This window comes from Rathayibacter sp. AY1F4, assembly GCF_002931775.1.
GTDB lineage: Bacteria > Actinomycetota > Actinomycetes > Actinomycetales > Microbacteriaceae > Rathayibacter.
Genome location: NZ_PSVE01000010.1, coordinates 45,128 through 67,807 on the forward strand (window position 1 = coordinate 45,128; position 22,680 = coordinate 67,807).

Sequence of the window (22,680 nt, forward strand, 5' to 3'; positions counted from 1 at the left end):
CCGCCGCCGACCCTCGTCGACGCCGGATCTCCGTGGCGCTTCGTCGCGGGCGCGGCTCGAGCGGCGCACTCCGCCGGCCCCGGCGTAGTCTCAGTGGATGAGCGCCTACGTCTCCGTCCTCGACCTGTTCAGCGTGGGGATCGGCCCGTCCAGCTCGCACACCGTCGGACCGATGCGCGCCGCCCTCGCCCTCGCCGAGCGGATCCGCGACGCCGGGCTCCTCGGCCGCGTGAGCCGGGTGGGCTGCACCCTCTACGGCTCGCTCGGCTCCACCGGGATCGGCCACGGCACCCCCGACGCGGTGGTCGCCGGTCTCGCCGGCCTGGACCCCGAGACGTGCGACCCTGCGCTGGTGCGCGGGGCCTGGCAGCGCCTCGACGCGGAGGGGACGATCCTCCTGGCCAGCGAGCAGCGCCTCGCGATGACGCCCGACGACGTCGTCTTCGAGCCGCGCACGAGGCTGCCGGAGCACCCGAACGCCCTCACCTTCAGCGTCTGGGTCGGCGACGACGCGCTGCCGGTGTGGGAGGAGACCTACTACTCGATCGGCGGCGGCTTCATCCGGCGCGCGGGCGAGCGCGCCGAGCTGGCTGCGCTGGCCCCGCACCCCTACCCCTTCGTCTCCGGGCTCGACCTGCTGGCGACCTGCGATCGGACCCGCTCCGGCATCGCCGAGATCGCCGCCGCGAACGAGCGCGCTCTGCACCCCGGGGTCGACATCGACGCCCGCCTCGACGCGATCTGGGACGCCATGGCCGCCTGCGTCGAGCACGGCCTGGCGACCGACGGCGTGCTGCCGGGCGGCCTGGGCGTCCGCCGCCGCGCCTCGGTGCTGCGCGAGCGCCTCGAGGCCTTCGAGGAGGACCCGCTCGACCGCGCCCGCGCGACCTCGGTGGAGTGGCTCCACGCCTTCGCCCTCGCGGTGAACGAGGAGAACGCCGCAGGCGGGCGCGTCGTGACGGCTCCGACGAACGGAGCGGCGGGCATCATCCCCGCCGTCGGGCACTACTACCTCCGCTTCGTCCCGGGCGCCGATCGCGCGGGGCTGCGCCGCTTCCTCCTCACCGCCACCGCGATCGGCTCGCTCTGCAAGACGAACGCCTCGATCTCCGGTGCGGAGGCGGGCTGCCAGGGCGAGGTCGGCTCGGCCTGCGCGATGGCCGCCGGAGCGCTCTGCGCCGTGCTCGGCGGCAGTCCGCGCCAGGTCGAGAACGCGGCCGAGATCGCGATGGAGCACCACCTCGGACTGACCTGCGACCCGGTCGGCGGGCTCGTGCAGATCCCCTGCATCGAGCGGAACGCGATCGCCTCCTCCACCGCCGTGAGCGCGGCCCGCCTCGCGCTGCACGGCGACGGCGACCACCGCGTCTCGCTCGACGCGGTCATCGAGACGATGCGCCAGACCGGCATCGACATGTCGTCGAAGTACAAGGAGACGAGCGAGGGCGGCCTCGCGGTCAACGTCATCGAGTGCTGAGCGCCCGTGGCGTCCGTGACCGTGCGTGACGCACGGGGGCGCACATGTCGGCGGTCGCGCCTAGCGTGGGGCGGGTGAGCACCTCCTCCGTCCCGTACCTCGCCCGGCCGATCGTCTCGACCCAGTGGCTCGCCGACCAGCTCGGCCGCGAGCACCTCGTCGTCGTCGACGCCAGCGTGCTGCTCGTGCCCGGCTTCGACGGGCGGCCCGGCTACCTCAGCGGCGACGAGCAGTACCTCCTCGAGGGGCATGTCCCCGGCGCCGTGTTCGGCGACCTGCTCGAGCAGCTGTCCGATCCGGCGGCTCCCCTGCCCTTCACCCGGCTCGACCCGGAGCGCTTCGCCGCCGCGACCGCCGCGCTCGGCATCGACGACGACTCGGTGGTCGTCGTGTACGACTCCGCGGTCGGCCAGTGGGCCTCGCGGCTGTGGTGGCTGCTGCGCTCGGCCGGGCACGACGCCGTCGCGGTGCTCGACGGCGGGCTCCCGGCCTGGCGGCGGGAGGAGCGCCCGATCGAGACGGGGCACGTCGAGCCCGCGGTGAGCGGAGGCATCGGCGTGCGCGAGGAGCGGCCGCTCTGGATCGACAAGGCCGGCGTCGAGAGCGTCGTGCGCGGCGAGGCTCCCGGGGCGCTGGTCTGCGCGGACCCGCCGAAGGAGTTCACCGGGGAGGAGGGGCGCCGACCCCGCCTCGGACACCTGCCGGGCTCGCGGAGCGTCCCCGCCGGGCGGCTCGTCGACCGGGCCGACAACACGCTCCTGCCGCCGGAGCGGCTGCGGTCGCTGTTCGGAGACGCTCTCCAGGCCGAGCGGATCGTCCTCTACTGCGGCGGCGGGATCGCCGCGACGGCCGATGCGCTCGCACTGGCGGTGCTCGGAGTCGACACGGCGGTCGTCTACGACGGCTCGCTCAACGAGTGGGCCGCCGACCCCGAGGCGCCGCTGGTGGTCACGGCCGCGTGAGCAGCTCCTCCGGGAGGCGGGTCGTCGGTAGGGCGCAGACGAAGGCCTCGCAGGAGTAGGCGGTCGGCAGCCCCTCCCGCGAGATCCGCCCCTCGAACAGCTCGAAGCCCGCGTCCGCCCAGTCCCGGGCGCCCTCGTCGGACACGCCGACCAGCACGCCGATCCCGGCGGACCGGGCGCCCTGCACCGCCTCCGCCGCTCCGGGGCCCACGACGACCAGCTGCCGCACCGGGCGAGCCAGCCGCGAAGCGAGCCCGAGCACGGCGCCGAAGCCCATCGGCTGGCGGACCGCGCCCGGAGCGATCGAGGCGACGACCGCCTCGGCCGCCTCCCGGTAGCGCTGCGATCCGGTGAGCAGGTACAGCTCGTGCGCCGCGTCCGCCGTCGCCGACAGGCCGGAGGGGGAGGCGCCCTCGGAGGGATCGGCCGCGAGCAGGAGTCCCCGCGCGGTCAGCGCCGGGTCTCCTCCCCCGGGCAGCGCGAACGGCAGCGGGCCGTCGGCCGCGTCGAGCGCGCCGTCGATCAGGGTGCGCGCCGCGACCGCGTAGCGCGGGCGGCCCTCCGCCAGGGCGAGCTCGAGGAGCCCGCCGGCCAGCATCCCGAGGTCCTCCAGCGCCGGGCGGGCCACGGAGACGGCACCGTCGAGGGAGGCGCGCACCGCGACGCGGCCGCCGACGAGGTGCCGCTGCAGCACCGCGTCCGCCGCGCGCCGGGCGGCGTCGATCCACTCCTCCCGTCCGAGCACGCGTCCGGCGCGGGCGAGCGCGCGGATCGCCAGGCCGTTCCAGCCGGTGACGACCTTCTCGTCGAGAGCGGGAGGCGCGAGGCGGGACCGGTCCTCGGCGAGGTAGTAGCCGCCCTCCGAGCGCTGGCCGTCGACGATGCTCTCCGAGTCCTGCGCCGATGCGAAGCCGCCGCCCGGCCGCTCGAGAGTGTTCAGGAGGAACGCGGCGACGCCCTCCGCGATCCCGGTCAGCTCCTCCACCCGGGCGCCGTCGTGCCCGAGCAGGACGGCCGCGACGTCGAGCAGCTGCGCGTTGTCGTACAGCATCCGCTCGTAGTGCGGATCGCTCCAGTCGGCCTGCGTCGCGTAGCGGAAGAAGCCCCCGTCGCGGTCGCGGAGAGGGGACGCGCCCAGCGCGAGCAGCGTGCGCTCGGCGAGCGCCGCTCCCGAGGGCCGCGAGGCCAGGAACCCGAGCACGGGAGCCACCGGGAACTTCGGGGCGCCGCCGAAACCGCCGTGCACCCGGTCCTCCTCGTCCGCGAGTGCGCGGACGGCGCCGTCGAGCTCGGCGTCGCCGGGCAGCGCGGAGTCGGCGGGCAGCGCCGCGGTCGCCTCGCGCAGAGCCGCGGCCAGGCCCCCCGCCGTCGCCTGCACCTCGTCGCGCCGCAGCCGCCACGCCTCCGAGACCGCGTCGAGGACGTCGGAGAAGGCGGGCACGCCGCCGACGGCGCGCGGCGGGAAGTAGGTGCCGGCGAAGAAGGTCTCGCCGGCGGGGGTGGCGAAGGCCGTCAGCGGCCAGCCGAGCTGCCGGGTGAACGCGCTCGCGGCCGTCAGGTAGGCCGTGTCGACGTCCGGGTGCTCCTCGCGGTCGACCTTCACCGCGACGAAGTCCGCGTTCAGCCGCGCGGCGAGCACCGGATCCGAGAACGACTCCCGCGCCATCACGTGGCACCAGTGGCAGGTGGAGTAGCCGATCGACACCATCACCGGGACGTCGCGGCGCACCGCCTCGGCGAACGCCTCCTCGCCCCAGGGGAACCAGTCGACCGGATTGTCCGCGTGCGAGCGGAGGTAGGGGCTGACACTGGAGCGCAGACGACCGGCCATGCGCTCCACGCTAGACGCGGGCGGAGCCTGCGGTCAGGGGGTTGCCGCGGACGGAGGGTCAGGAGGTCCGCGGGGCGCCGACGTCCGCGGGTCTCCCCCGCCGCCGGGCCGCCCGGCCGCTCAGCGCTCGAAGAACCAGCCCGACGGCCGCTCCGTGCCGCGCACGACCGTGCCGCCTCCGCCGCTCCCGCCGCGACGGCCCACCGCCAGGTAGGCGAGGCTGCCGATGAACGGCGCGATCACGATGAACGCCACCCAGGAGACCTTCGCGACCTTCGAGAGCCTCGGGTTCGACAGCACGCCCCTGATCGCGAAGAGCAGCAGCACGATGTTCAGCACGACCAGCAGGGACTGCGGATTCATCGGGGTGCTCCACGGGATCGTGCGCCGCGGACGACCGGCGCCGGAGCGCCCGACCGGGCAGGGTGGCCCGCGATGTTTCACGAGACAGGGCATTGTCGCACGCGGCGTAGGATGGAGGGCTCATGTCAGACGTGCTCAGCATCCGCTACCCGCCCGAACTCCCCGTGTCGGCGCGGCGCGAGGACATCGCCGCCGCGATCCGCGACCACCAGGTGGTCATCGTCGCCGGCGCGACCGGATCGGGCAAGACGACCCAGCTGCCGAAGATCTGCCTGGAGCTCGGCCGCGAGAGCATCGCGCACACGCAGCCCCGGCGCATCGCCGCGCGCACCATCGCCGAGCGCATCGCGGAGGAGCTCGACGACGAGGTCGGCGGGCTGGTCGGCTACCAGGTCCGGTTCACCGACAAGGCGTCCGCCTCGACGCGGATCAAGCTGATGACCGACGGCATCCTGCTCAACGAGATGAACCACGACCGGATGCTCAGCCGGTACGACACGATCATCATCGACGAGGCGCACGAGCGCAGCCTCAACATCGACTTCCTCCTGGGCTACCTGCACCGCCTGCTGCCGCAGCGCCCCGACCTGAAGGTGATCATCACCTCGGCGACGATCGACCCGCAGAGCTTCGCGGCCCACTTCGCCGACGCCGCCGGCGAGCCCGCGCCGATCATCGAGGTCTCCGGCCGCACCTACCCGGTCGAGATCCGCTACCGCCCGCTGGTCGCCGAGGAGCCGGAGGAGGACGACGACACCGACGTCCCCGACGCGACGAGCGGCAGCCGCGACCTGATGACCGGCATAGCCGACGCCCTGGCCGAGCTGGCGCGCGAGGATCCGGGCGACGTCCTGGTGTTCCTCTCGGGCGAGAACGAGATCCGCGACGCCGAGGACGCCATCCGCGGTCGGAACCTGCCGGGCACCGAGGTGCTCCCCCTCTACGGGCGCCTGTCGGCGGCCGATCAGCACCGCGTCTTCGAGAAGGGGCGCACCCCCGGCGTCCGCCGCCGCGTCGTGCTCGCGACCAACGTGGCGGAGACGAGTCTCACCGTCCCCGGGATCCGCTACGTGATCGACGGCGGTACGGCCCGCATCTCGCGCTACAGCGCGCGCTCGAAGGTGCAGCGGCTGCCGATCGAGGCGGTGTCGCAGGCCTCCGCGAACCAGCGCTCCGGCCGCTCGGGCCGCACCAGCGCGGGCATCGCGATCCGCCTCTACTCCGAGGAGGACTACCTCCGCCGCCCCGAGTACACCGATCCCGAGATCCTGCGCACGGGCCTGGCCGCGGTCATCCTGCAGATGATCTCGCTCGGACTGGGCGACATCGCCTCGTTCCCGTTCCTCACTCCGCCCGACTCCCGCGGCATCAAGGACGGCCTCGACCTGCTCACGGAGCTCGGCGCCCTCCGCGTCCCCGGCTCCCCCTCCGCCGCCTCCGCCGCGCCGCGAGACGCCGCTCCGGTGCGCGGCACGCCGCCGAGCGCGCACTCGAGTGGCGTCCCGCGCAAGGGGGCGGAGGCCGCGCCGCAGCTCACGCGCATCGGGCGCGACCTCGCGCGGCTCCCCATCGATCCGCGCTTCGGCCGGATGGTGATCGAGTCGCGCCGCCACGGCGTCAGCCGCGAGGTGATGGCGATCGTCGCGGGCCTCACGATCCAGGACGTCCGCGAGCGCCCTCTCGAGCGCCGCGCACAGGCCGACCAGCAGCACGCGCGGTTCGTCGATCCCACCAGCGACTTCCTCACCCTGCTGAACCTCTGGAACTACGTGGAGGAGAAGCAGGAGGAGCTCTCCTCGAGCGCCTTCCGGCGCCTGTGCAAGGCCGAATACCTCAACTACCTGCGCGTGCGCGAGTGGCAGGACGTGTTCCGCCAGCTGCGCCAGCTCGCGCGCCCCCTCAAGCTCGAGCTGGGCGAGCCGAAGGTCGACCCCGACGGGATCCACCGGAGCCTCCTGGCCGGCCTGCTCTCGCACCTGGGCATCAAGGACACCACCTCGCAGCAGGCGCAGCGCGCGGCGAAGAGCCGCGAGCGTCAGAACGTGCAGTACATCGGCGCCCGCAACGCGAAGTTCTCGATCTTCCCCGGCAGTGCCCTGGCCAAGAAGCTCCCCGACGCGGTGATGAGCGCCGAGCTGGTCGAGACCAGCCGCCTCTTCGCCCGCTCGAACGCCGCGATCGATCCGGCCTGGGCCGAGGCGATCGCGGGCGACCTCGTGAAGCGGCAGTTCAGCGAGCCGCACTGGGAGAAGGCGCAGGGCGCAGCCGTCGCCTACGAGAAGGTCACCCTCTTCGGCGTGCCGATCATCGCCCGCCGCCGCGTCCAGTTCTCGCGGATCGACGCCTCGTACGCCCGCGAGCTGTTCATCCGGCACGCCCTCGTCGAGGGCGAGTGGGAGTCGCGCCACGCCTTCGACCGCAAGAACCGGGCCCTGCGGGCCGAGCTCGAGCGGCTGGAGGAGCGCACGCGCCGCCGCGACCTGCTCGTCGACGACGAGGCCGTGTTCGACTTCTACGACCGCCGACTCCCCCGCGACATCACCTCGGTGCGCTCGTTCGACTCCTGGTGGCGGACGACCCAGCACGACGAGCCCGACCTGCTGACGATGACGCAGGAGACGCTCCTCCCCGAGGACGCGGAGCAGATCGACGAGACCGCGTTCCCCACGCAGTGGCGCCAGGCCGACCAGCGCTTCCGCCTCTCGTACCGGTTCGAGCCGGGGACGGAGGAGGACGGAGTGACGGTGCACGTGCCGCTCGCCCTCCTGCCCCGCGTGACGCCCCTCGGCTTCGACTGGCTGGTGCCGGGGCTCCGGGCCGAGCTGGTCACCGCAATGATCAAGGCGCTGCCCAAGCACCTGCGCCGGAACGTGGTGCCCGCGAACGACTGGGCGCGCAAGCTCACCGCGTCCCTGCCGCACGACGTGCCGAACCCGCCGACGGAGTCGTTCGCGGCGACCCTGGCCGGAGCGATCCGCCGCGAGGCCGGCGTGGTGGTGCAGCCCGAGGACTTCGACCTCGAGCGCATCCCCTCGCACCTGCGGGTCACCTTCGCCGTCGCCGACGAGCGGGGGCGCACGGTCGCCGCCGGCAAGGAGCTCGCCCCGCTGGCCGAGCGCCTGCGCGGCCGGGTCCGCGACGAGGTCGCCCGCGTGGTCGAGGCCCGGGTCCCCGACGCGCTCGAGCGCCGGGGCCTGAAGACCTGGGACATGCCGGAGCTGCCCCGCGTCACCGACACCCGGCAGGGCGGGAACACCATCCGTGCCTACCCCGCCCTGATCGACGACGGCGACTCGGTCTCGATCCGCCTGCTCGCCACGGCCGAGGACCAGGCGCGCGAGCACCCGAGAGGCGTCCGCCGCCTCCTCCTGCTCGCGACGCCGAGCCCCGTCGCCTACGTGCAGCAGCACCTCACCTCGAACGAGAAGCTCGTGCTCGCGCAGAGCCCGTACCAGAACACGACCGCGCTCTTCACCGACTGCCTGCTCGCCTGCGTCGACGCGGTCCTCTGGCGGATGAAGCCCGACGGGATGCTCTTCCTCCGCGCCGAGTTCGACGCCGTGCGCGACCGGACCTCGGCGAGCGTCATGGACGCGATGTTCGAGACCGTGAAGACGGTCACGACGATCCTCACCACCGCCCGGGGCGTCGAGAAGGCGCTCAAGGCCTCGACGAGCATGGCGCTCCTGCCCGCCCTCACGGATGCGCGGGAGCAGCTCTCGGGCCTGGTCTACCCGGGCTTCGTCTCGGCGACCGGAGTGGAGCGGCTGCGGCACCTCCCGCGCTACCTCGGCGGGATCACCGAGCGCTTCGGCAAGATCGCCGAGAACGTCGGGCGCGACCGCGTCTGGCTGAACGAGGTGCAGGCGGCCCAGGAGCTCTACCGCTCGGCAGGCGGCGTCGTGCCGCTGCCCGCGCACGCCCCGGAGCGGATCGCGCGCGCCCGCTGGATGATCGAGGAGCTGCGGGTGAGCTTCTTCGCGCAGTCGCTCGGCACCGCCGAGAGCGTGTCGCTGCAGCGGATCCGCAAGGTGCTGGCCGGCTGACGCGCCTCTCCGCCGAGGGAACCGCGACCCGTCGAGGGGCCCTCGGGCAGCGGTCTCCCTCGACGAACCGCAGTCCCCTCCGGAGCGCTAGTGTCGTCCGGTGGGCAGCTACACCGATCTCCTGAAGACCCCCGGGGTGGGGCGCATCATCCTCGCGCAGCTGACCGCGCGCTTCCCGTTCGGGATGCTCTCGCTGGCGTTCCTCCTGCACGTGGAGCGGGTGCACCACTCCTACGCCGCCGCCGGCCTCGTGCTCGGCTCGATGTCGATCGGGCAGGCCATCGCCGGGCCGCTGACCAGCCGCCTGATGGGGCGGCTCGGGATGCGCCGCGTGCTGACGATCACCCTCGTGGTCTGCGCGGGCGCGATCATCGCGATGGCCGTGCTCCCGCTCGAGGTGTGGCAGTTCGTCGTGATCGGGTTCGTCGCCGGCCTGAGCATGCCGCCGGTGCAGCCGGCCGTGCGGACCATCTACCCCAAGATGGTCACCAGCTCGCAGCTGACCCCGCTCTTCTCGCTCGACGCCTCCGCTCAGGAGATCATCTGGGTGCTCGGCCCGGTGCTGGCGACGCTCGTGTCGATCCAGGTGTCGACGGTCGCGGGCATCCTGACCGCCGCCGCGTTCCTGATCGGCGGCGGGATCTGGTTCATCGCCTCGCCCGAGGTGGGCCGCGTCCGCATCCCGCGCTCGAAGCGCCGCCTCGGCGTGGTGCTCACGAAGCCCCCGGTGCTGCTGGCCACGGTCGTCGGCTTCCTCCTGATCGGCGCCTGCTCGGCGGTCGAGGCGGGCGTGGTCGCGGTGTTCGGCGAGGGCGGAGTCGAGTCGGGCGTCGTGCTCGCCGTGTTCGCGGCGGGCTCCCTGGTCGGCGGCCTCGCCCTCGGTCACATCCCGATCAGCCGGTGGGCGACCGCGCGGCGGATGCTGATCGTCACGGTCGGCATGGGCCTGGCGGCGGTCTCGACCGACTTCTGGTGGCTGTCCGTCACGCTGTTCCTCGCCGGCATCGGCATCGCCCCCGCTCTCGCGGCGCTGTTCGCGATCACCGCCTCGAGCGTGCGCTTCTCGGACACGGCGGAGGCCTACGGCTGGGTCGGCACCGGTCAGCTGATCGGCGCGGCGCTGGGCTCCGCGATCGCCGGCGTGCAGATCGACCAGGCCGGGCCGACCGCCGCCATCGTCGTCGCCGCCGCCTTCGCCCTGGTCGGCTTCCTGGTGCCCCTGCTCGGCCGCCGGTACCACCCGGATCTCCGCGGGCGCGACGCCAGCCCGCTGCCCGACACCGAGCCGGTCACCCTGCCCTCCTAGGCCGCCACCCCGGTTGTCCGGCGCCTGTCGGGCACTCTAGGGTGAAGGCCCACGACTGCGAGGGGGCGGCATGGGACTGCGGGAGGACGCGGAGGAGCTGGTGCGCGAGCACCGGCGCGCCGCCGCCCGGACCGACCTCCTCGACCCCTGGTCCGATCCGGAGACCCCGGAGTGGTGCACCGAGCTCGCCGCCGCGCTCTGGCAGGGGTCCTTCCGCCCGAGTCCCGTCTACTTCCGCCGCGAGGAGTCCTCGCACGCCTGGCGCGGCCCGCACTCGACCCGCCTGCACCACCTCGGCTACGGGTGGCAGCTCACCGCGCACCGCGAGCAGCACGGAGTCGTCGCCTCCGAGACGGCGGTGGTCCTCGAGACGGGCTCCCTCTGGCGCGGACTCGGCATCGGCCGGCGCCCCGTGCGCGCGCTCCGCGGCCGGCTCGGCGTCGAGGGCCTGCAGGCGGGCCACGACGTGCACTTCGCCGTGCGCGGCATCGACGAGCGCAGCGACGCGGAGCGCGCCGAGCGGCGCCTCCTCTTCGGGGTGGCCGGTCTCGCGGCGCTGATCGAGGACGACGTGCACGTGGGACCGCACGGCGAGCTCGACTGGAGCGTCTGAGGCGCATGCCAGCATGGGAGGCATGAGCGTCCCCCTGATCCCCCTCAACGACGGCCGCGCGATCCCCCAGCTCGGGCTCGGCGTCTACAAGATCGGCGACGAGGAGGCGGCCCGCACGGTCGCCGTCGCCCTGGAGGCCGGCTACCGGCACGTCGACACCGCCACCCTCTACGGCAACGAGCGCGGAGTCGGCGAAGGGATCTGCGCGAGCGGCCTCCCCCGCGAGCAGGTCTTCGTGACGACCAAGGTCTGGAACGACGACCACGGCTTCGACGAGACGCTCGCCGCCTTCGACCGGAGCCTCGAGCTGCTCGGCACCGACTACGTCGACCTCTACCTCGTGCACTGGCCGATCCCCTCGCGCGACCGCTACGTCGACACCTACCGCGCCCTCGAGCGCCTGCAGAGCGAGGGGCGGGCCCGCTCGATCGGCGTCTCGAACTTCGCGGAGGAGCACGTGCAGCGCCTGCTCGACGAGACGGGAGTGGTGCCGGCGATCAACCAGGTCGAGCTGCACCCGCGGCTGCCCCAGGAGGAGCTGCGCACCTTCGACGCCGCCCACGGGATCGTCACCGAGGCGTGGTCGCCGCTGGCCCGCGGGCGCCTCCTCGACGAGCCGGCCCTGGCCCGCATCGCCGCGAAGCACGGCGTCTCGCCGGCGCAGGCGGTGCTGCGCTGGCACGTGCAGCTCGGCGTCGTCGCGATCCCGAAGTCGGTGACGCCGGAGCGGATCCGCGAGAACCTGGACGTCTTCGGCTTCGCCCTCGACGACGAGGACCTCGCCGCGATCGCCGGGCTCGCGACCGGTGAGCGCACCGGCCGCGACCCGCGCTTCGACTGAGGCTCCGGCGATGACGGCGGGCAGGGTCCTGCTCCTGCACGGCCTGGGCGGCTCGGGCCGCACCTGGTGGCGGCTGAGCCGCGAGCTGACTGCGGCGGGCTGGAGCGTCTCCGCTCCCGACCTGCGCGGACACGGCGACGGGCCGCGCGGCGGCTCCTCCCGCCACGACGCCTACGCCGACGACGCCCTCGCGCGGGGACCGTTCGACCTCGTCGTCGGGCACTCGCTCGGCGGAGCGGTCGCGGTGCGCGCCGCCGCCCGCGACTCCGGCTGGGCGGGGCGCCTGGCGCTGCTGGACCCGGTGCTCCGGCTCGCCCCGGAGCAGCGGGCCGCCGTCCGCGCGGGCGAGCTCGCCGGTCTCGCGGTCTCGGCCGAGGAGCTCGCCGTCGCGCAGCCGCTCTGGGACGAGCGGGACCGGGTCGAGAAGCTCGCCGCGGTGCGGGCCGCCGATCCGGCCGCGGTCGCCGCGACGATCGACGACAACGACCCGTGGGACCTGCTCGCGGACCTGCCGGGCCTCCGCCCGCCGGTCCTCGTGCTGGCCGGCGACCCGCAGGTCGAGACGCTGCTCCCTCCCTCCCTCGCCGCCCTGGTGCTGCGCGCGAATCCGCGCATCCGGTACGCGGTCGTGGCGGGCGCAGGTCACAGCCCCCACCGCGACCGTCCGGAGGAGACGCTCGCGATGCTCCGCGAGTGGGCCGAGAGCCCGGCGACGGCCTGACCGACCCGCCGGCCCGGTCCGTGTTTCGTCCGGATGAAATCTGGCAGGGGGGACTGGGCCGCACCGTTTCCTGTGAATACCCTCGCAGAGGACGCGATCCCCTCCCAGTCTTCGGGAGGTGCGCGTCGGGGCCGCCGACGCGGCGGCCCGTTCTCGAGGAGAGGGAGCCCCAGTGGCGCGAACCACCACGAACACCCCGAGCGGCCGCCGACGCCGCTCGCTGATCGGCTCGAGCGCGATGATCGGAGCGGGCGCCCTCGTCGCCGGCTTCGCCTTCGCGCCGACGGCGAGCGCCGTCGAGCCGGTCGACTTCGCCGACACCGTCACGGTCGACGGCATCATGACCCACCTGGAGGCCCTCCAGGCGATCGCGGACGCCAACGGCGGCACCCGCGCGATCGGCACTCCGGGCTACGAGCTGAGCGGCGCGTACGTCGAGAAGGTCCTCGCGGACGCCGGCTACACGACGCAGCGCCAGGACTTCACCACCGCGACGCAGACGATCGATGCGTTCTCGCTGACCACCGGCACCGGCGCCGTCGGCACGCCGATGGAGTTCACTCCGTCGACGCCCGAGGGCGGCGTGACCGGCGAGCTCATCGCCCCCGTCGATCCGCTCGGCTGCACCACGGACGCCTGGACCGGCCTCGACGCCACCGGGAAGGTCGCGCTCGTCAGCCGCGGCTCCTGCAGCTTCCTCGAGAAGTCGGTCGCCGCCGGTGCCGCCGGCGCCGCCGCGATCATCATCTACGACAACGCGCCGAGCGACGCCCTCAACGGGACGTTCGGCGGACAGGACGAGGCCGCCGTCCCCGGCGTCGGCGTCACGCAGGCCGAGGGGCAGGCGCTGCTGGCGTCGCTCCCCGCGAGCGTCTCGGTCCTCATCGACCAGACGACGACCGAGGTGGAGACCTTCAACATCGTCACGGAGACCCCGGGCGGCGACCACGACAACGTGGTCATGCTCGGCGCGCACCTCGACAGCGTGCCCGCCGGCCCCGGCATCAACGACAACGGCTCCGGATCCGCGACGCTGCTCGAGACGGCCGTGCAGCTGGCCGCCGCGGGCGACACGACCAACGCGGTCCGCTTCGCCTGGTGGGGCGCCGAGGAGGTGGGCCTGGTCGGCTCCTACACCTACGTCGACTCCCTGACGGAGGAGGACGCCTCGAAGATCGCGACCTACATGAACTTCGACATGGTCGCCTCGCCGAACTACGTGATCTCCGTCTACGATGCGGACCAGTCCACCTACGAGGCCCCCGTGGACGTGCCCGCCGGCTCGATCGCGACCGAGAAGGCGTTCACCGACTACTTCGACTCGATCGACCAGCCCTGGATCGACACCGCGTTCGACGGCCGCAGCGACTACGACGGCTTCATCTCGGTCGGCATCCCGTCCTCGGGCGTCTTCACCGGCGCCGACGACGTCAAGACGGAGGAGGAGGTCGCGCTGTTCGGCGGTACCGCCGGCATCACGCACGACCCGAACTACCACTCCGCCGCCGACGACATCGACAACATCAACCAGGAGGCGCTCGGCATCACGTCGAAGGCCATCGCCTTCGTGACCGCCTCGTTCGCCGCGGACACCTCCGCGATCGACGCCGAGAAGGACCCGACCACGCCGACCCCGACGCCGGAGCCCACCGTGGCCCCGACCGCCGAGCCGACCGTCGCTCCGACCGCACAGCCGACCGTCGCCCCGACGACCGCGCCCACCACCGCACCGACGGCCGCTCCCACTCCGAGCAGCACGCCGACCGCCGTGGCGCCGCACCCCGGTGGCCGCCCGCCCCTGGCCTCGACGGGCGCCGACATCGGCCTGCCGCTGGGCCTCGGCGGACTGCTGATCGCCGGCGGCGTCGGCGGGCTCCTGCTCGCTGCGCTGCGCCGCCGAAGCGCCGAGCGCGGCTAGCCGCCACCGCCCCGGAGCCGTCCAGTCGTCGCCCCGCGCGACGACCGGACGGCTCCGTCGTTCCGCCCTGAGGGGACCCCGGACCGTCGAGCTGCGGCGGGTCCCTTCGACGGTCGGGGGCTCCCTCGCGTCCGACAGGGCTTCCGGCGGCCGGGGGACACGGTGTTCACTGGGCGCATGCGAGCCATCTGGAAGGGCGCGATCACCTTCGGCCTGGTCAACGTGCCGGTGAAGATCTACAGCGCGACCGAGGACCACGACATCCCGCTGCACCAGGTCCACGACAAGGACGGCGGACGGATCCGGTATCAGCGCAAGTGCGAGATCTGCGGCGAGGTCGTCACCTTCGACCACATCGACAAGGCCTACGACGACGGCGAGCGCACCGTGGTCCTGTCCAAGGACGAGCTCAAGGCGCTGCCGGAGGAGCGCGACCGCGAGATCGACGTCGTGCAGTTCGTGCCCAGCGAGCAGGTCGACCCGATCATGTTCGACCGCGCCTACATCCTGGAGCCCGACTCCTCCTCCCCCAAGGCCTACGTCCTGCTGCGCCGCACCCTCGAGCAGACGGACCGCACCGCGATCGTCGAGTTCGCGCTGCGGCAGAAGACCCGCCTCGCCGCGCTGCGCGTGCGCGGCAAGCTCCTGATGCTGCAGACCCTGCTCTGGGCGGACGAGGTGCGGGAGGTCGAGTTCCCGTCGCTGGAAGGCAGCACCCGGATCGCGGCGCGCGAGCTCGAGATGTCGGCGCACCTGGTCGACTCCTACTCCGAGGACTTCGACGCCGCGAAGTTCCACGACGCGTACCAGGAGGAGCTGCGCACGCTGATCGACGCCAAGATCGAGCAGGGCGACGCCCTCGACACCGCCGCGACCTTCGGTGAGGCGCCGGAGGAGGAGGGCGGCGGCGAGGTGCTCGACCTGATGGAGGCGCTCAAGCGCTCGGTCGAGCGCAGCCGCGGGGCGAAGGGCGCGCCGGCGGAGGAGGCCTCTGCCGAGAAGAAGGCCGCGACGAAGCCTGCCCCGAAGAAGGCGGCGAAGGCTCCGGCGACGACCGCCGCGAAGAAGAAGCCCGCGGCGAGGAAGGCCGACCCGGAGAAGGGCGCCGACGCGCCTGCGAAGAAGCGGACCCCGAAGAAGACCGCGGCGGCGGAGAAGGCGGCCTCCTAGCCCCGCCGGATGCGGCGGGTCGGGGTCGGACGGAGCATCAGGCCCGCTCGGCCGCCCGGTCGGGCTCGTCGGCCCCGTCCAGCTCGTCCACGTCGTCGAGGTCGACCGCGACCGAGCTGACCAGCGCGAGCAGCGCCTCCGCATAGGCGTTCTCGGCCGCCGCGTCCTCGAAGGTCCGCGCCCGCCCGCCGAGCTCGACCTCGACGGCGAACCGCGCCTCCGGCTCCGCGAGGCGACGGAGGGAGCGGAAGGTCCCGCGGAGGAGCTCGCGCAGCTGGTCCTCCCGCGGCAGCCAGAGCGAGTCCTCCAGAGAGACGGAGTCGAGTGCCCATTCCGTGGTGCCGTTGAAGCCGAGGACGGTCCCGCTCGGGTACTCGTGCGCCTCGATGGTCATGTCGCTGACGGTGAAGACGTCGCCGTCGAAGCCCTCCCGCTCGATGCGGAAGCGGTCACCGGTGCGGGGCGTCCAGCGCACGCCCGCCGTGCGCAGGGCACGGGCCAGCTCGAAGGAGATCATCCGACGAGTGTGGCCCGCGAAGCCGCGAACGCGCCGCGAGCGGCACCCGCGCGCCCCGATGTCGGTGGATGAGTTTACGTTCATGAAACGTCCGGTTCACAGGCCGGGCACCCGCACTGCATAGCGTGACCATGCGTGCCCCTTCCGGGGGTGCGCCGGCCGCGCCGCGCGGCGACGACGCTGCGACCGCTCTTCCGAGCGGCGATCGAGAGGACCACCATGCCCGACTCTCCCACCCCGCCCGACCGCCGCCGGAGGCGCGGGCTCGGCCTGGCGGCCCTGACCGGCCTGGCCCTGGCGGCCGCTCCGCTGGTCGCGACCTCCGCCGCGGCCTCGCCCTCGGGCGACGAGCTCGTCATCAGCGAGGTCTTCGCCCGCGGAGGCTCCGCCGGCGCCGCGTTCAGCAACCGCTACGTGGAGCTCTACAACCCCACCGCCGCCGAGATCGCCCTCGGCGGCCTCTCGATCCAGTACCGCTCGGCGACCGGCACCGCGAACCCCACCACGACCGTGCCGCTCACCGGCTCGGTGCCCGCGGGCGGCCACTTCCTGCTCGCCGGCGCCAGCAACGGCACCAACGGCGCGGCCCTGCCGACGCCCGACCAGAGCGCGAACGGCCTCAACATGGCGGCCGCGGGCGGCACCCTCTTCCTCGTCGACGGGACCTCGGCGCTCGTGGCGCCGCCCACCGGCGCCGCCGCCCAGCCGGACGCGGTGATCGACCTCGTCGGCTACGGCACCTCGAACACCTTCGAGTCGTCCGTCGCCACGGTCCCCTCCCTCACCCAGACGATCGCCCGCGCGGACACTGCCACCGGCGACACCGACGTCAACTCGGCCGACTTCGCGCTCGGCGCACCGACCCCGCAGGCCGCGGGCGGAGGATCCGAGCCCGAGCCCACCTCGCCGCCGACGACGACTCCGCCGACCACTCCCCCGACGACCCCGCCGGCCGAGATCCCGGCCGTCTCCATCGCGGAGATCCAGGGCACCGGCGACGCGTCGCCGCTCGTCGGCAGCACCGTCACCACCTCCGGCGTCGTCACCGCGCGCTACCCGTCCGGCGGCTACAACGGCTACGTCATCCAGACCCCCGGCACCGGCGGCGAGAGCTCGCGCACGGCCTCCGACGCCGTCTTCGTCTTCTCCTCCGCCTCCGTCGGGTCGGTCGCGATCGGCGACCACCTGCGCATCACCGGCGAGGTGAGCGAGTACAACGGCCTGACCGAGCTCACCCCGACCTCGGCCGCGACCGTCGTGAAGCTCGAGGGCGCCGCCGCAGCGCCGGTCCCGGCCGCTGTCGCGCTCCCCCGCACCGCCGCCGAGCGCGAGGTGCTCGAGAGCATGCTGATCGCTCCGCAGGGCGCCTACACGGTCACCGACACCTTCGACCTGAACAGCTTCGGCTCGGTCGGCCTCGCCGCCGGCACGTCCCCGCTGCTCACGCCGACCGAGGTCGCCCGCCCCGGCTCGCCGGAGCTCGCGGCCGTCGTCGCCGACAACGCCGCCCGCGCGATCACCCTCGACGACGGCGCCTCGATCAACTTCCTCGGCGCCGCCGCGAACAAGGCGATCCCGCTGCCCTACCTCACCACCACCGCGCCGATCCGCGTGGGTGCTCCGGCGACCTTCACCCGCCCCGTCGTCCTCGACTACCGCAACGGCGGCTGGGCCTTCCAGCCCACCACGCAGCTGACCGTCGAGAACGCCGGCGACGTGCAGCCCGCGACCTTCGCGAACACCCGGACCGCGAAGCCCGAGGCCGTCGGCGGCGACCTCTCGATCGCGTCCTTCAACGTGCTCAACTACTTCTCCACCACCGGCGACTCGATCACCGGCTGCACCTTCTACACCGACCGCGACGGCGACCCCGTCACGGTCAACAGCGGCTGCGACGCACGCGGAGCGGCGAACGCCGACGACCTCGAGCGCCAGCAGGCCAAGATCGTGACCGCGATCAACACCCTCGGCGCGGGCGTCGTCTCGCTCGAGGAGATCGAGAACTCGGCCAAGTTCGGCAAGCCGCGCGACGAGGCCCTCGCCACCCTGACCGCCGCGCTGAACACGGCGGCCGGCTCCGAGGTCTGGGCCTACGTCCCCTCCCCCGCAGCGCTCCCCGCGCTCGCGGACGAGGACGTCATCCGCACCGCCTTCATCTACAAGAAGGCCGTCATCGAGCCGGTCGGCGAGTCCGTCGTGCTCAACGACACGGTGAACTTCTCGAACGCCCGCAAGCCCCTCGCCCAGGAGTTCCGCCTCCTCGGCGACGGCGCCAGCGAGTTCGTCGCGATCGTGAACCACTTCAAGTCGAAGGGCTCCGGATCCGGCGCCGACGCCGACCAGGGCGACGGCCAGGGCGCCTCGAACGCCTCGCGCGTGAAGCAGGCGACCGCCCTCGTCGCCTTCGCCGACCGCCTCCGCACCGAGAAGGCCACCGAGCTCGTCTACCTGCTGGGCGACTTCAACGCCTACTCGAAGGAGGACCCGGTGAAGGTGATCACCGACGCCGGCTACATCGACCAGGGTGCGAAGGACGGCAAGTACTCGTACTCGTTCGACGGCGCGGTCGGCTCGCTGGACCACGTCTTCGCCTCGCCCGCGGCCGACAGGACGGTCACCGGGGTCGACACCTGGAACATCAACAGCGGCGAGTCCGTGGCACTGGAGTACAGCCGCTACGACTACAACGCGACGATCTTCTACGACACCTCGGCGTACCGCTCCAGCGACCACGACCCGGTCGTCGTCGGCCTCGACCTGCCCGAGACCCAGACGGACCCGGAGCCCGAGCCCGTCACGGTCATCGACGTCGCGACCACCGCCTCCACCAAGCGCCTCGCCGTCGTGCGGACGCTGACGGTGTCGGCGGTGAACAACGGCGACGAGACGGTCTCGATCGAGATCACGACGGCGTACGGCAGCAAGACGAAGAAGACGGTCAAGCCCGGCCAGTCGTTCACGGTCAAGACCGTGACCGTCTTCAAGCCCATCAAGGCCGGCACGGCGACCATCGAGGTCACCGCGCCCGACGGCACCGAGCGCGTCTACAAGCAGGCGTACCGCGGCGCCTGATCCCGCGCGACCCCTGACCTCGACGAGCTCCGGCTCCTAGAGTTCGGGGATGCCCGAGGGAGACAGTGTGCACCGTCTCGCCGCCCGCCTCAGGCGGGCGGCGGACGGTCGCACCGTCCTCGAGGGCGAGCTGCGCTCCGGGGACGCGGCCGGCACTTCCCTCGCCGGGCTGAGGATCCTCGAGCACGACACCCACGGCAAGCACCTCCTCACCCGCTTCTCCGGCGGAACGACCCTGCACACCCACCTGCGGATGCAGGGCTCCTGGACCGTGACCGCTCCCGGCCGAGCGGTCCCCCGCTCGGTGCAGAAGGACGTCCGCGTCCGCCTCCGCCTCGACGATGACTCGACCGTGTGGGGCATCGACCTCCCGGTCGTCGAGCTCCTCGCCACCCGCGACGAGCCGCGCGCCGTCGGGCACCTCGGGCCCGACCCGCTCCGCGCGGACTGGGACGCCGACGAGGCCGTCCGGCGCCTCTCCCGCCTCCCGGACCGGCCCGTCGTCGCCGCACTCCTCGACCAGCGCTGCCTCGCGGGTCTCGGCAACCTCTGGGCCAACGAGGTCTGCTTCCTCCGCGGGGTCTGGCCCTGGCGGCCGATCGGCTCCTTCGACGTCCGCGCCCTCGTGGCGACCGCGGCGAGAGGCCTCCGCGCCTCCGTCACGATCCCGGGGATGTTCCAGACCACCACCGGTGACACCCGCCGCGGCGAGCGGCACTGGGTCGCGGGGCGCGCCGGGCGCCCGTGCCTGCGCTGCGGCACGACGGTGCTCGTCCGCGACGAGGTCCGCGACGACCCCGAGCAGCGCCGCACCTGGTGGTGCCCGCACTGCCAGCCGGAGCAGGCGGCCGCCCCCTGAGCCCGCGTACCGCCGCCTGAAGCCCGCGTACCGCTGCCGACGGCCCGTGCGTAGGCTGGCCGCATGACGAACGAGTGGGGAACTCCGGATCCGTCCGCCCGGCGAGACCGGTCCGCGGAGGTCGTCCCGGCGGCCGCCTCCGGCGAGGAGGTGGAGACCGCCCGCGTCGAGGACGCCGAGCGCGCGCTCGCCGTGCGCGAGGTCAAGCGGCGCCGCGACTTCCTGGGATCGGTCGGCGGATGGGCGAGCGTCTCGGCGATCACGACCGCCGTCTGGGTCGGCACAGGGGCCGACGGCTACTTCTGGCCGATCTGGCCGATGATCGGGATCGGGATCGGCGTCGTCGGCCAGGCCGCGTCGATCTGGGGTCCCGCCCGCAAGGAGATCACCGAGGCGGACATCGCCGCCGAGATGCAGCGCCGGGAGAAGCGCGGCCGCTGATCAGTCCAGGCGGCCGACCGAGGTGACGCGGACGACGGCCGCACCCTGCTCGTCCGACTCGGCGAGGTCGACGGTCGCCGAGATCCCCCAGTCGTGGTCGCCGGCCGGATCGTCGAGGATCTGCCGCACGAGCCACTGCGTCGGCTCCTCCGTGACGAGCAGCATCTTCGGCCCCCGGGCGTCGGGCCCGATGCCGATGCTGTCGTGCTCGTCGTAGTAGTCGTCGAGCGCGGCGCCCCACGCGTCGGCGTCGAAGCCGGCGGCGGCGTCGAGCTCGCCGAGCGCCTCGTGGTCGTCGAGGGCGGCGAGGGTCACCCGGCGGAACATCTCGTTGCGCACCAGCACGCGGAAGGCGCGGTGGTTCGCGGTGAGGCGGCGCGGAGCGGGCGGCACGATCGCCTGGTCCGCCGCGTGGAGCGCCGGATTGACCAGCTCCTCCCACTCGTCGACCAGCGAGGAGTCGACCTGGCGCACGAGCTCGCCCAGCCACTCGATCAGGTCGTGCAGCTCCTCGTTCTTCAGCTCGTCGGGGATGGTCTGCCGGGCCGCGCGGAACGCGTCGGACAGGTAGCGCAGCACCAGTCCCTCCGAGCGGGAGAGCTTGTAGAACGCGGTGTACTCGCCGAAGGACATCGCCCGCTCGTACATGTCGCGCACGACCGACTTCGGCGAGAGCTCGAAGTCCTTCACCCACGGCTGCGCCGCGGTGTAGGTCTCGAAGGTCGCCTCGAGGAGCTCCTCGAGCGGCTTGGGGTGCGTGACGGACTCGAGCAGCTCCATCCGCTCCTCGTACTCGATCCCGTCGGCCTTCATCGCCGCGACGGCCTCGCCGCGGGCCTGGAACTGCTGGGCCCCCAGGATCGGGCGCGGGTCGTCGAGGGTCGCCTCGAGCACCGAGATCACGTCGAGCGCGAAGCTCGGCGACTCCGGGTCGAGAACGTCGAACACGGCCAGCGCGAACGGCGAGAGCGGCTGGTTGAGCGCGAAGTTCGGCTGCAGGTCGACGGTCAGGCGGATGCGGGTCACGCCGTCGGCGCCGACGCTCTGCTCGACCACGCCCGCCTCCCGCAGCGTCCGGTAGATGCCGAGCGCCCGGCGGGCGAGCTGCAGCTGCCGCTTCCACGGCTCGTGGTTGTCGAAGATCAGGGCGTGCACGTTCGCGTAGGCGTCGCCGCCGCGGGCGATCACGTTCAGCAGCATCGCCGACGTGATCGTCATGTGCGAGGCCAGCGTCTCGGGCTCGGCGTCGACGAGCTTGCGGAAGCTCGGCTCGCCCCAGCTGACGAAGCCCTGCGGCGCGCGCTTGGCGACCCACTTCCTCCGCTTCTTCGGGTCGTCGCCCATCTTGTCGAGAGCCTTCCGGTTCTCGGACTCGTGCTCGGGGGCCTGCACGACCACGGTCCCGGCGGTGTCGTACCCCGCGCGACCGGCGCGGCCGGCGATCTGGTGGAACTCGCGGGCCGAGAGCTGGCGGGTCCGGGTGCCGTCGTACTTGGTCAGCGCGGTGAGCAGCACGGTGCGGATCGGGACGTTGATGCCGACGCCGAGGGTGTCCGTGCCGCAGATCACGCGCAGCATGCCCTGCTGGGCGAGCTGCTCGACCAGGCGGCGGTACTTCGGCAGCATGCCCGCGTGGTGCACGCCGATCCCCAGCCGGAGCAGCCGGGAGAGGGTCTTGCCGAACGCGGTGGTGAAGCGGAAGCCGCCGATCACCTCGGCGATGCGGTCGCGGTGCTCGCGGGTGGCGATGTTCGCGCTGGTGAGCGCCTGCGCACGCTCGAGAGCGGCCGCCTGCGAGAAGTGCACGACGTAGACCGGCGACTGGTTCGTCGAGAGCAGCTCCTCGATGGAGTCGTGGATCGGCGCGATCTCGTAGAAGTAGTGCAGCGGCACCGGGCGCTCCACGCCGGTGACCCGGGCGGTCTCCCGGCCCGTACGGCGGCTGAGGTCGGCGGCGAGCGCCGTCACGTCGCCGAGGGTGGCCGACATCAGCACGAACTGCACGTGAGGGAGGGTGAGCAGCGGCACCTGCCAGGCCCAGCCGCGTGCCGGGTCCGCGTAGAAGTGGAACTCGTCCATCACGACCTGGTCGACCGGGGTGTCCTCGCCGTGCCGGAGCGCGAGGTTCGCGAGGATCTCGGCCGTGCAGCAGATGATCGGCGCGTCGGCGTTCACCGAGGAGTCGCCGGTGACCATCCCGACGTTGGAGGCGCCGAAGACGTCGACCAGCGCGAAGAACTTCTCGGAGACGAGCGCCTTGATCGGCGCCGTGTAGAAGCTGCGGCGTCCGGAGGCGAGCGCCGCGGCGTGCGCGCCGATCGCGACGAGCGACTTCCCGGTGCCGGTGGGCGTCGAGAGGATCAGGTTGGAGCCGGAGGCGATCTCGAGCATGGACTCGTCCTGCGCCGGGTAGAGCGGGAGGCCGCGCGACTCCGCCCACTCGGTGAAGGCCAGGTAGACCGCGTCGTCGTCGACGCGCCCGTCCGCGTCGGGCGTCGGCATCCGGTCGAGCAGCGTCGAGGTCATCCCCCCATCCTCCCAGC

The 22,680-nt window shown here is 73.2% G+C and carries 16 protein-coding genes; 12 read left to right on the forward strand and 4 right to left on the reverse strand.

The window, feature by feature from the left end:
- Positions 1–97 precede the first annotated feature (97 nt).
- Together C5C59_RS08090 and C5C59_RS08095 are read left to right on the forward strand one after the other, a co-directional pair.
- A complete protein-coding gene (locus tag C5C59_RS08090) occupies positions 98–1,477 on the forward strand; it encodes an L-serine ammonia-lyase (RefSeq protein WP_104237689.1) in 1,380 nt (459 codons plus the stop codon).
- Positions 1,478–1,551: 74 nt separating this feature from the next.
- On the forward strand, positions 1,552–2,439 hold the full coding sequence (locus C5C59_RS08095) for a sulfurtransferase (RefSeq protein ID WP_181134859.1): 888 nt from the start codon (positions 1,552–1,554) through the stop codon (positions 2,437–2,439).
- Here the strand turns inward: C5C59_RS08095 and C5C59_RS08100 are convergent.
- On the reverse strand, positions 2,426–4,270 hold the full coding sequence (locus C5C59_RS08100; RefSeq protein WP_104237691.1) for a thioredoxin domain-containing protein: 1,845 nt from the start codon (positions 4,268–4,270) through the stop codon (positions 2,426–2,428). The genes C5C59_RS08095 and C5C59_RS08100 overlap by 14 nt on opposite strands.
- Positions 4,271–4,390: 120 nt before the next feature.
- A complete protein-coding gene (locus C5C59_RS08105) occupies positions 4,391–4,633 on the reverse strand; it encodes a PLDc N-terminal domain-containing protein (RefSeq protein ID WP_160033960.1) in 243 nt (80 codons plus the stop codon).
- Between the two features lie 122 nt (positions 4,634–4,755).
- Here C5C59_RS08105 and hrpA point away from each other — a divergent pair, with 122 nt between their 5' ends.
- From hrpA to C5C59_RS08140, 7 genes are all read left to right on the forward strand, one after another.
- Positions 4,756–8,679 (forward strand): ATP-dependent RNA helicase HrpA, encoded by a 3,924-nt coding sequence (gene hrpA / locus C5C59_RS08110; RefSeq protein ID WP_104237692.1) that lies wholly within the window; start codon positions 4,756–4,758, stop codon positions 8,677–8,679.
- Positions 8,680–8,779: 100 nt separating this feature from the next.
- A complete protein-coding gene (locus tag C5C59_RS08115; RefSeq protein ID WP_104237693.1) occupies positions 8,780–9,985 on the forward strand; it encodes an MFS transporter in 1,206 nt (401 codons plus the stop codon).
- Between the two features lie 70 nt (positions 9,986–10,055).
- Positions 10,056–10,598, forward strand: a complete 543-nt coding sequence (locus tag C5C59_RS08120; protein WP_104226914.1) for a hypothetical protein — start codon at positions 10,056–10,058, stop codon at positions 10,596–10,598.
- Between the two features lie 22 nt (positions 10,599–10,620).
- Positions 10,621–11,439, forward strand: coding sequence for an aldo/keto reductase (locus tag C5C59_RS08125; RefSeq protein ID WP_104237694.1), 819 nt, complete (start codon positions 10,621–10,623; stop codon positions 11,437–11,439).
- A 10-nt stretch (positions 11,440–11,449) separates the two neighbouring features.
- A complete protein-coding gene (locus C5C59_RS08130) occupies positions 11,450–12,160 on the forward strand; it encodes an alpha/beta fold hydrolase (protein WP_146082804.1) in 711 nt (236 codons plus the stop codon).
- A 172-nt stretch (positions 12,161–12,332) separates the two neighbouring features.
- Positions 12,333–14,078, forward strand: a complete 1,746-nt coding sequence (locus tag C5C59_RS08135; protein WP_104237696.1) for a M28 family peptidase — start codon at positions 12,333–12,335, stop codon at positions 14,076–14,078.
- Positions 14,079–14,255: 177 nt separating this feature from the next.
- Positions 14,256–15,248, forward strand: a complete 993-nt coding sequence (locus C5C59_RS08140) for a Ku protein (RefSeq protein WP_104237697.1) — start codon at positions 14,256–14,258, stop codon at positions 15,246–15,248.
- A 37-nt stretch (positions 15,249–15,285) separates the two neighbouring features.
- Here the strand turns inward: C5C59_RS08140 and C5C59_RS08145 are convergent, their stop codons facing one another.
- On the reverse strand, positions 15,286–15,765 hold the full coding sequence (locus C5C59_RS08145) for a pilus assembly protein CpaE (RefSeq protein WP_258062657.1): 480 nt from the start codon (positions 15,763–15,765) through the stop codon (positions 15,286–15,288).
- A 219-nt stretch (positions 15,766–15,984) separates the two neighbouring features.
- Here C5C59_RS08145 and C5C59_RS08150 point away from each other — a divergent pair, with 219 nt between their 5' ends.
- The 3 genes from C5C59_RS08150 to C5C59_RS08160 all read left to right on the forward strand — a co-directional run bounded on the left by C5C59_RS08150 (position 15,985) and on the right by C5C59_RS08160 (position 20,137).
- A complete protein-coding gene (locus tag C5C59_RS08150) occupies positions 15,985–18,837 on the forward strand; it encodes an ExeM/NucH family extracellular endonuclease (protein WP_104237698.1) in 2,853 nt (950 codons plus the stop codon).
- Positions 18,838–18,886: 49 nt separating this feature from the next.
- Complete coding sequence (locus C5C59_RS08155) at positions 18,887–19,696, forward strand: DNA-formamidopyrimidine glycosylase family protein (protein WP_104237699.1); 810 nt, start codon at positions 18,887–18,889, stop codon at positions 19,694–19,696.
- A gap of 63 nt (positions 19,697–19,759) precedes the next feature.
- Complete coding sequence (locus C5C59_RS08160) at positions 19,760–20,137, forward strand: 2TM domain-containing protein (RefSeq protein ID WP_104222259.1); 378 nt, start codon at positions 19,760–19,762, stop codon at positions 20,135–20,137.
- On the opposite strand, the gene C5C59_RS08165 is transcribed toward C5C59_RS08160, so the two are convergent.
- Positions 20,138–22,663, reverse strand: coding sequence for an RNA helicase (locus C5C59_RS08165; RefSeq protein ID WP_104237700.1), 2,526 nt, complete (start codon positions 22,661–22,663; stop codon positions 20,138–20,140).
- Between the last annotated feature and the right edge of the window lie 17 nt (positions 22,664–22,680).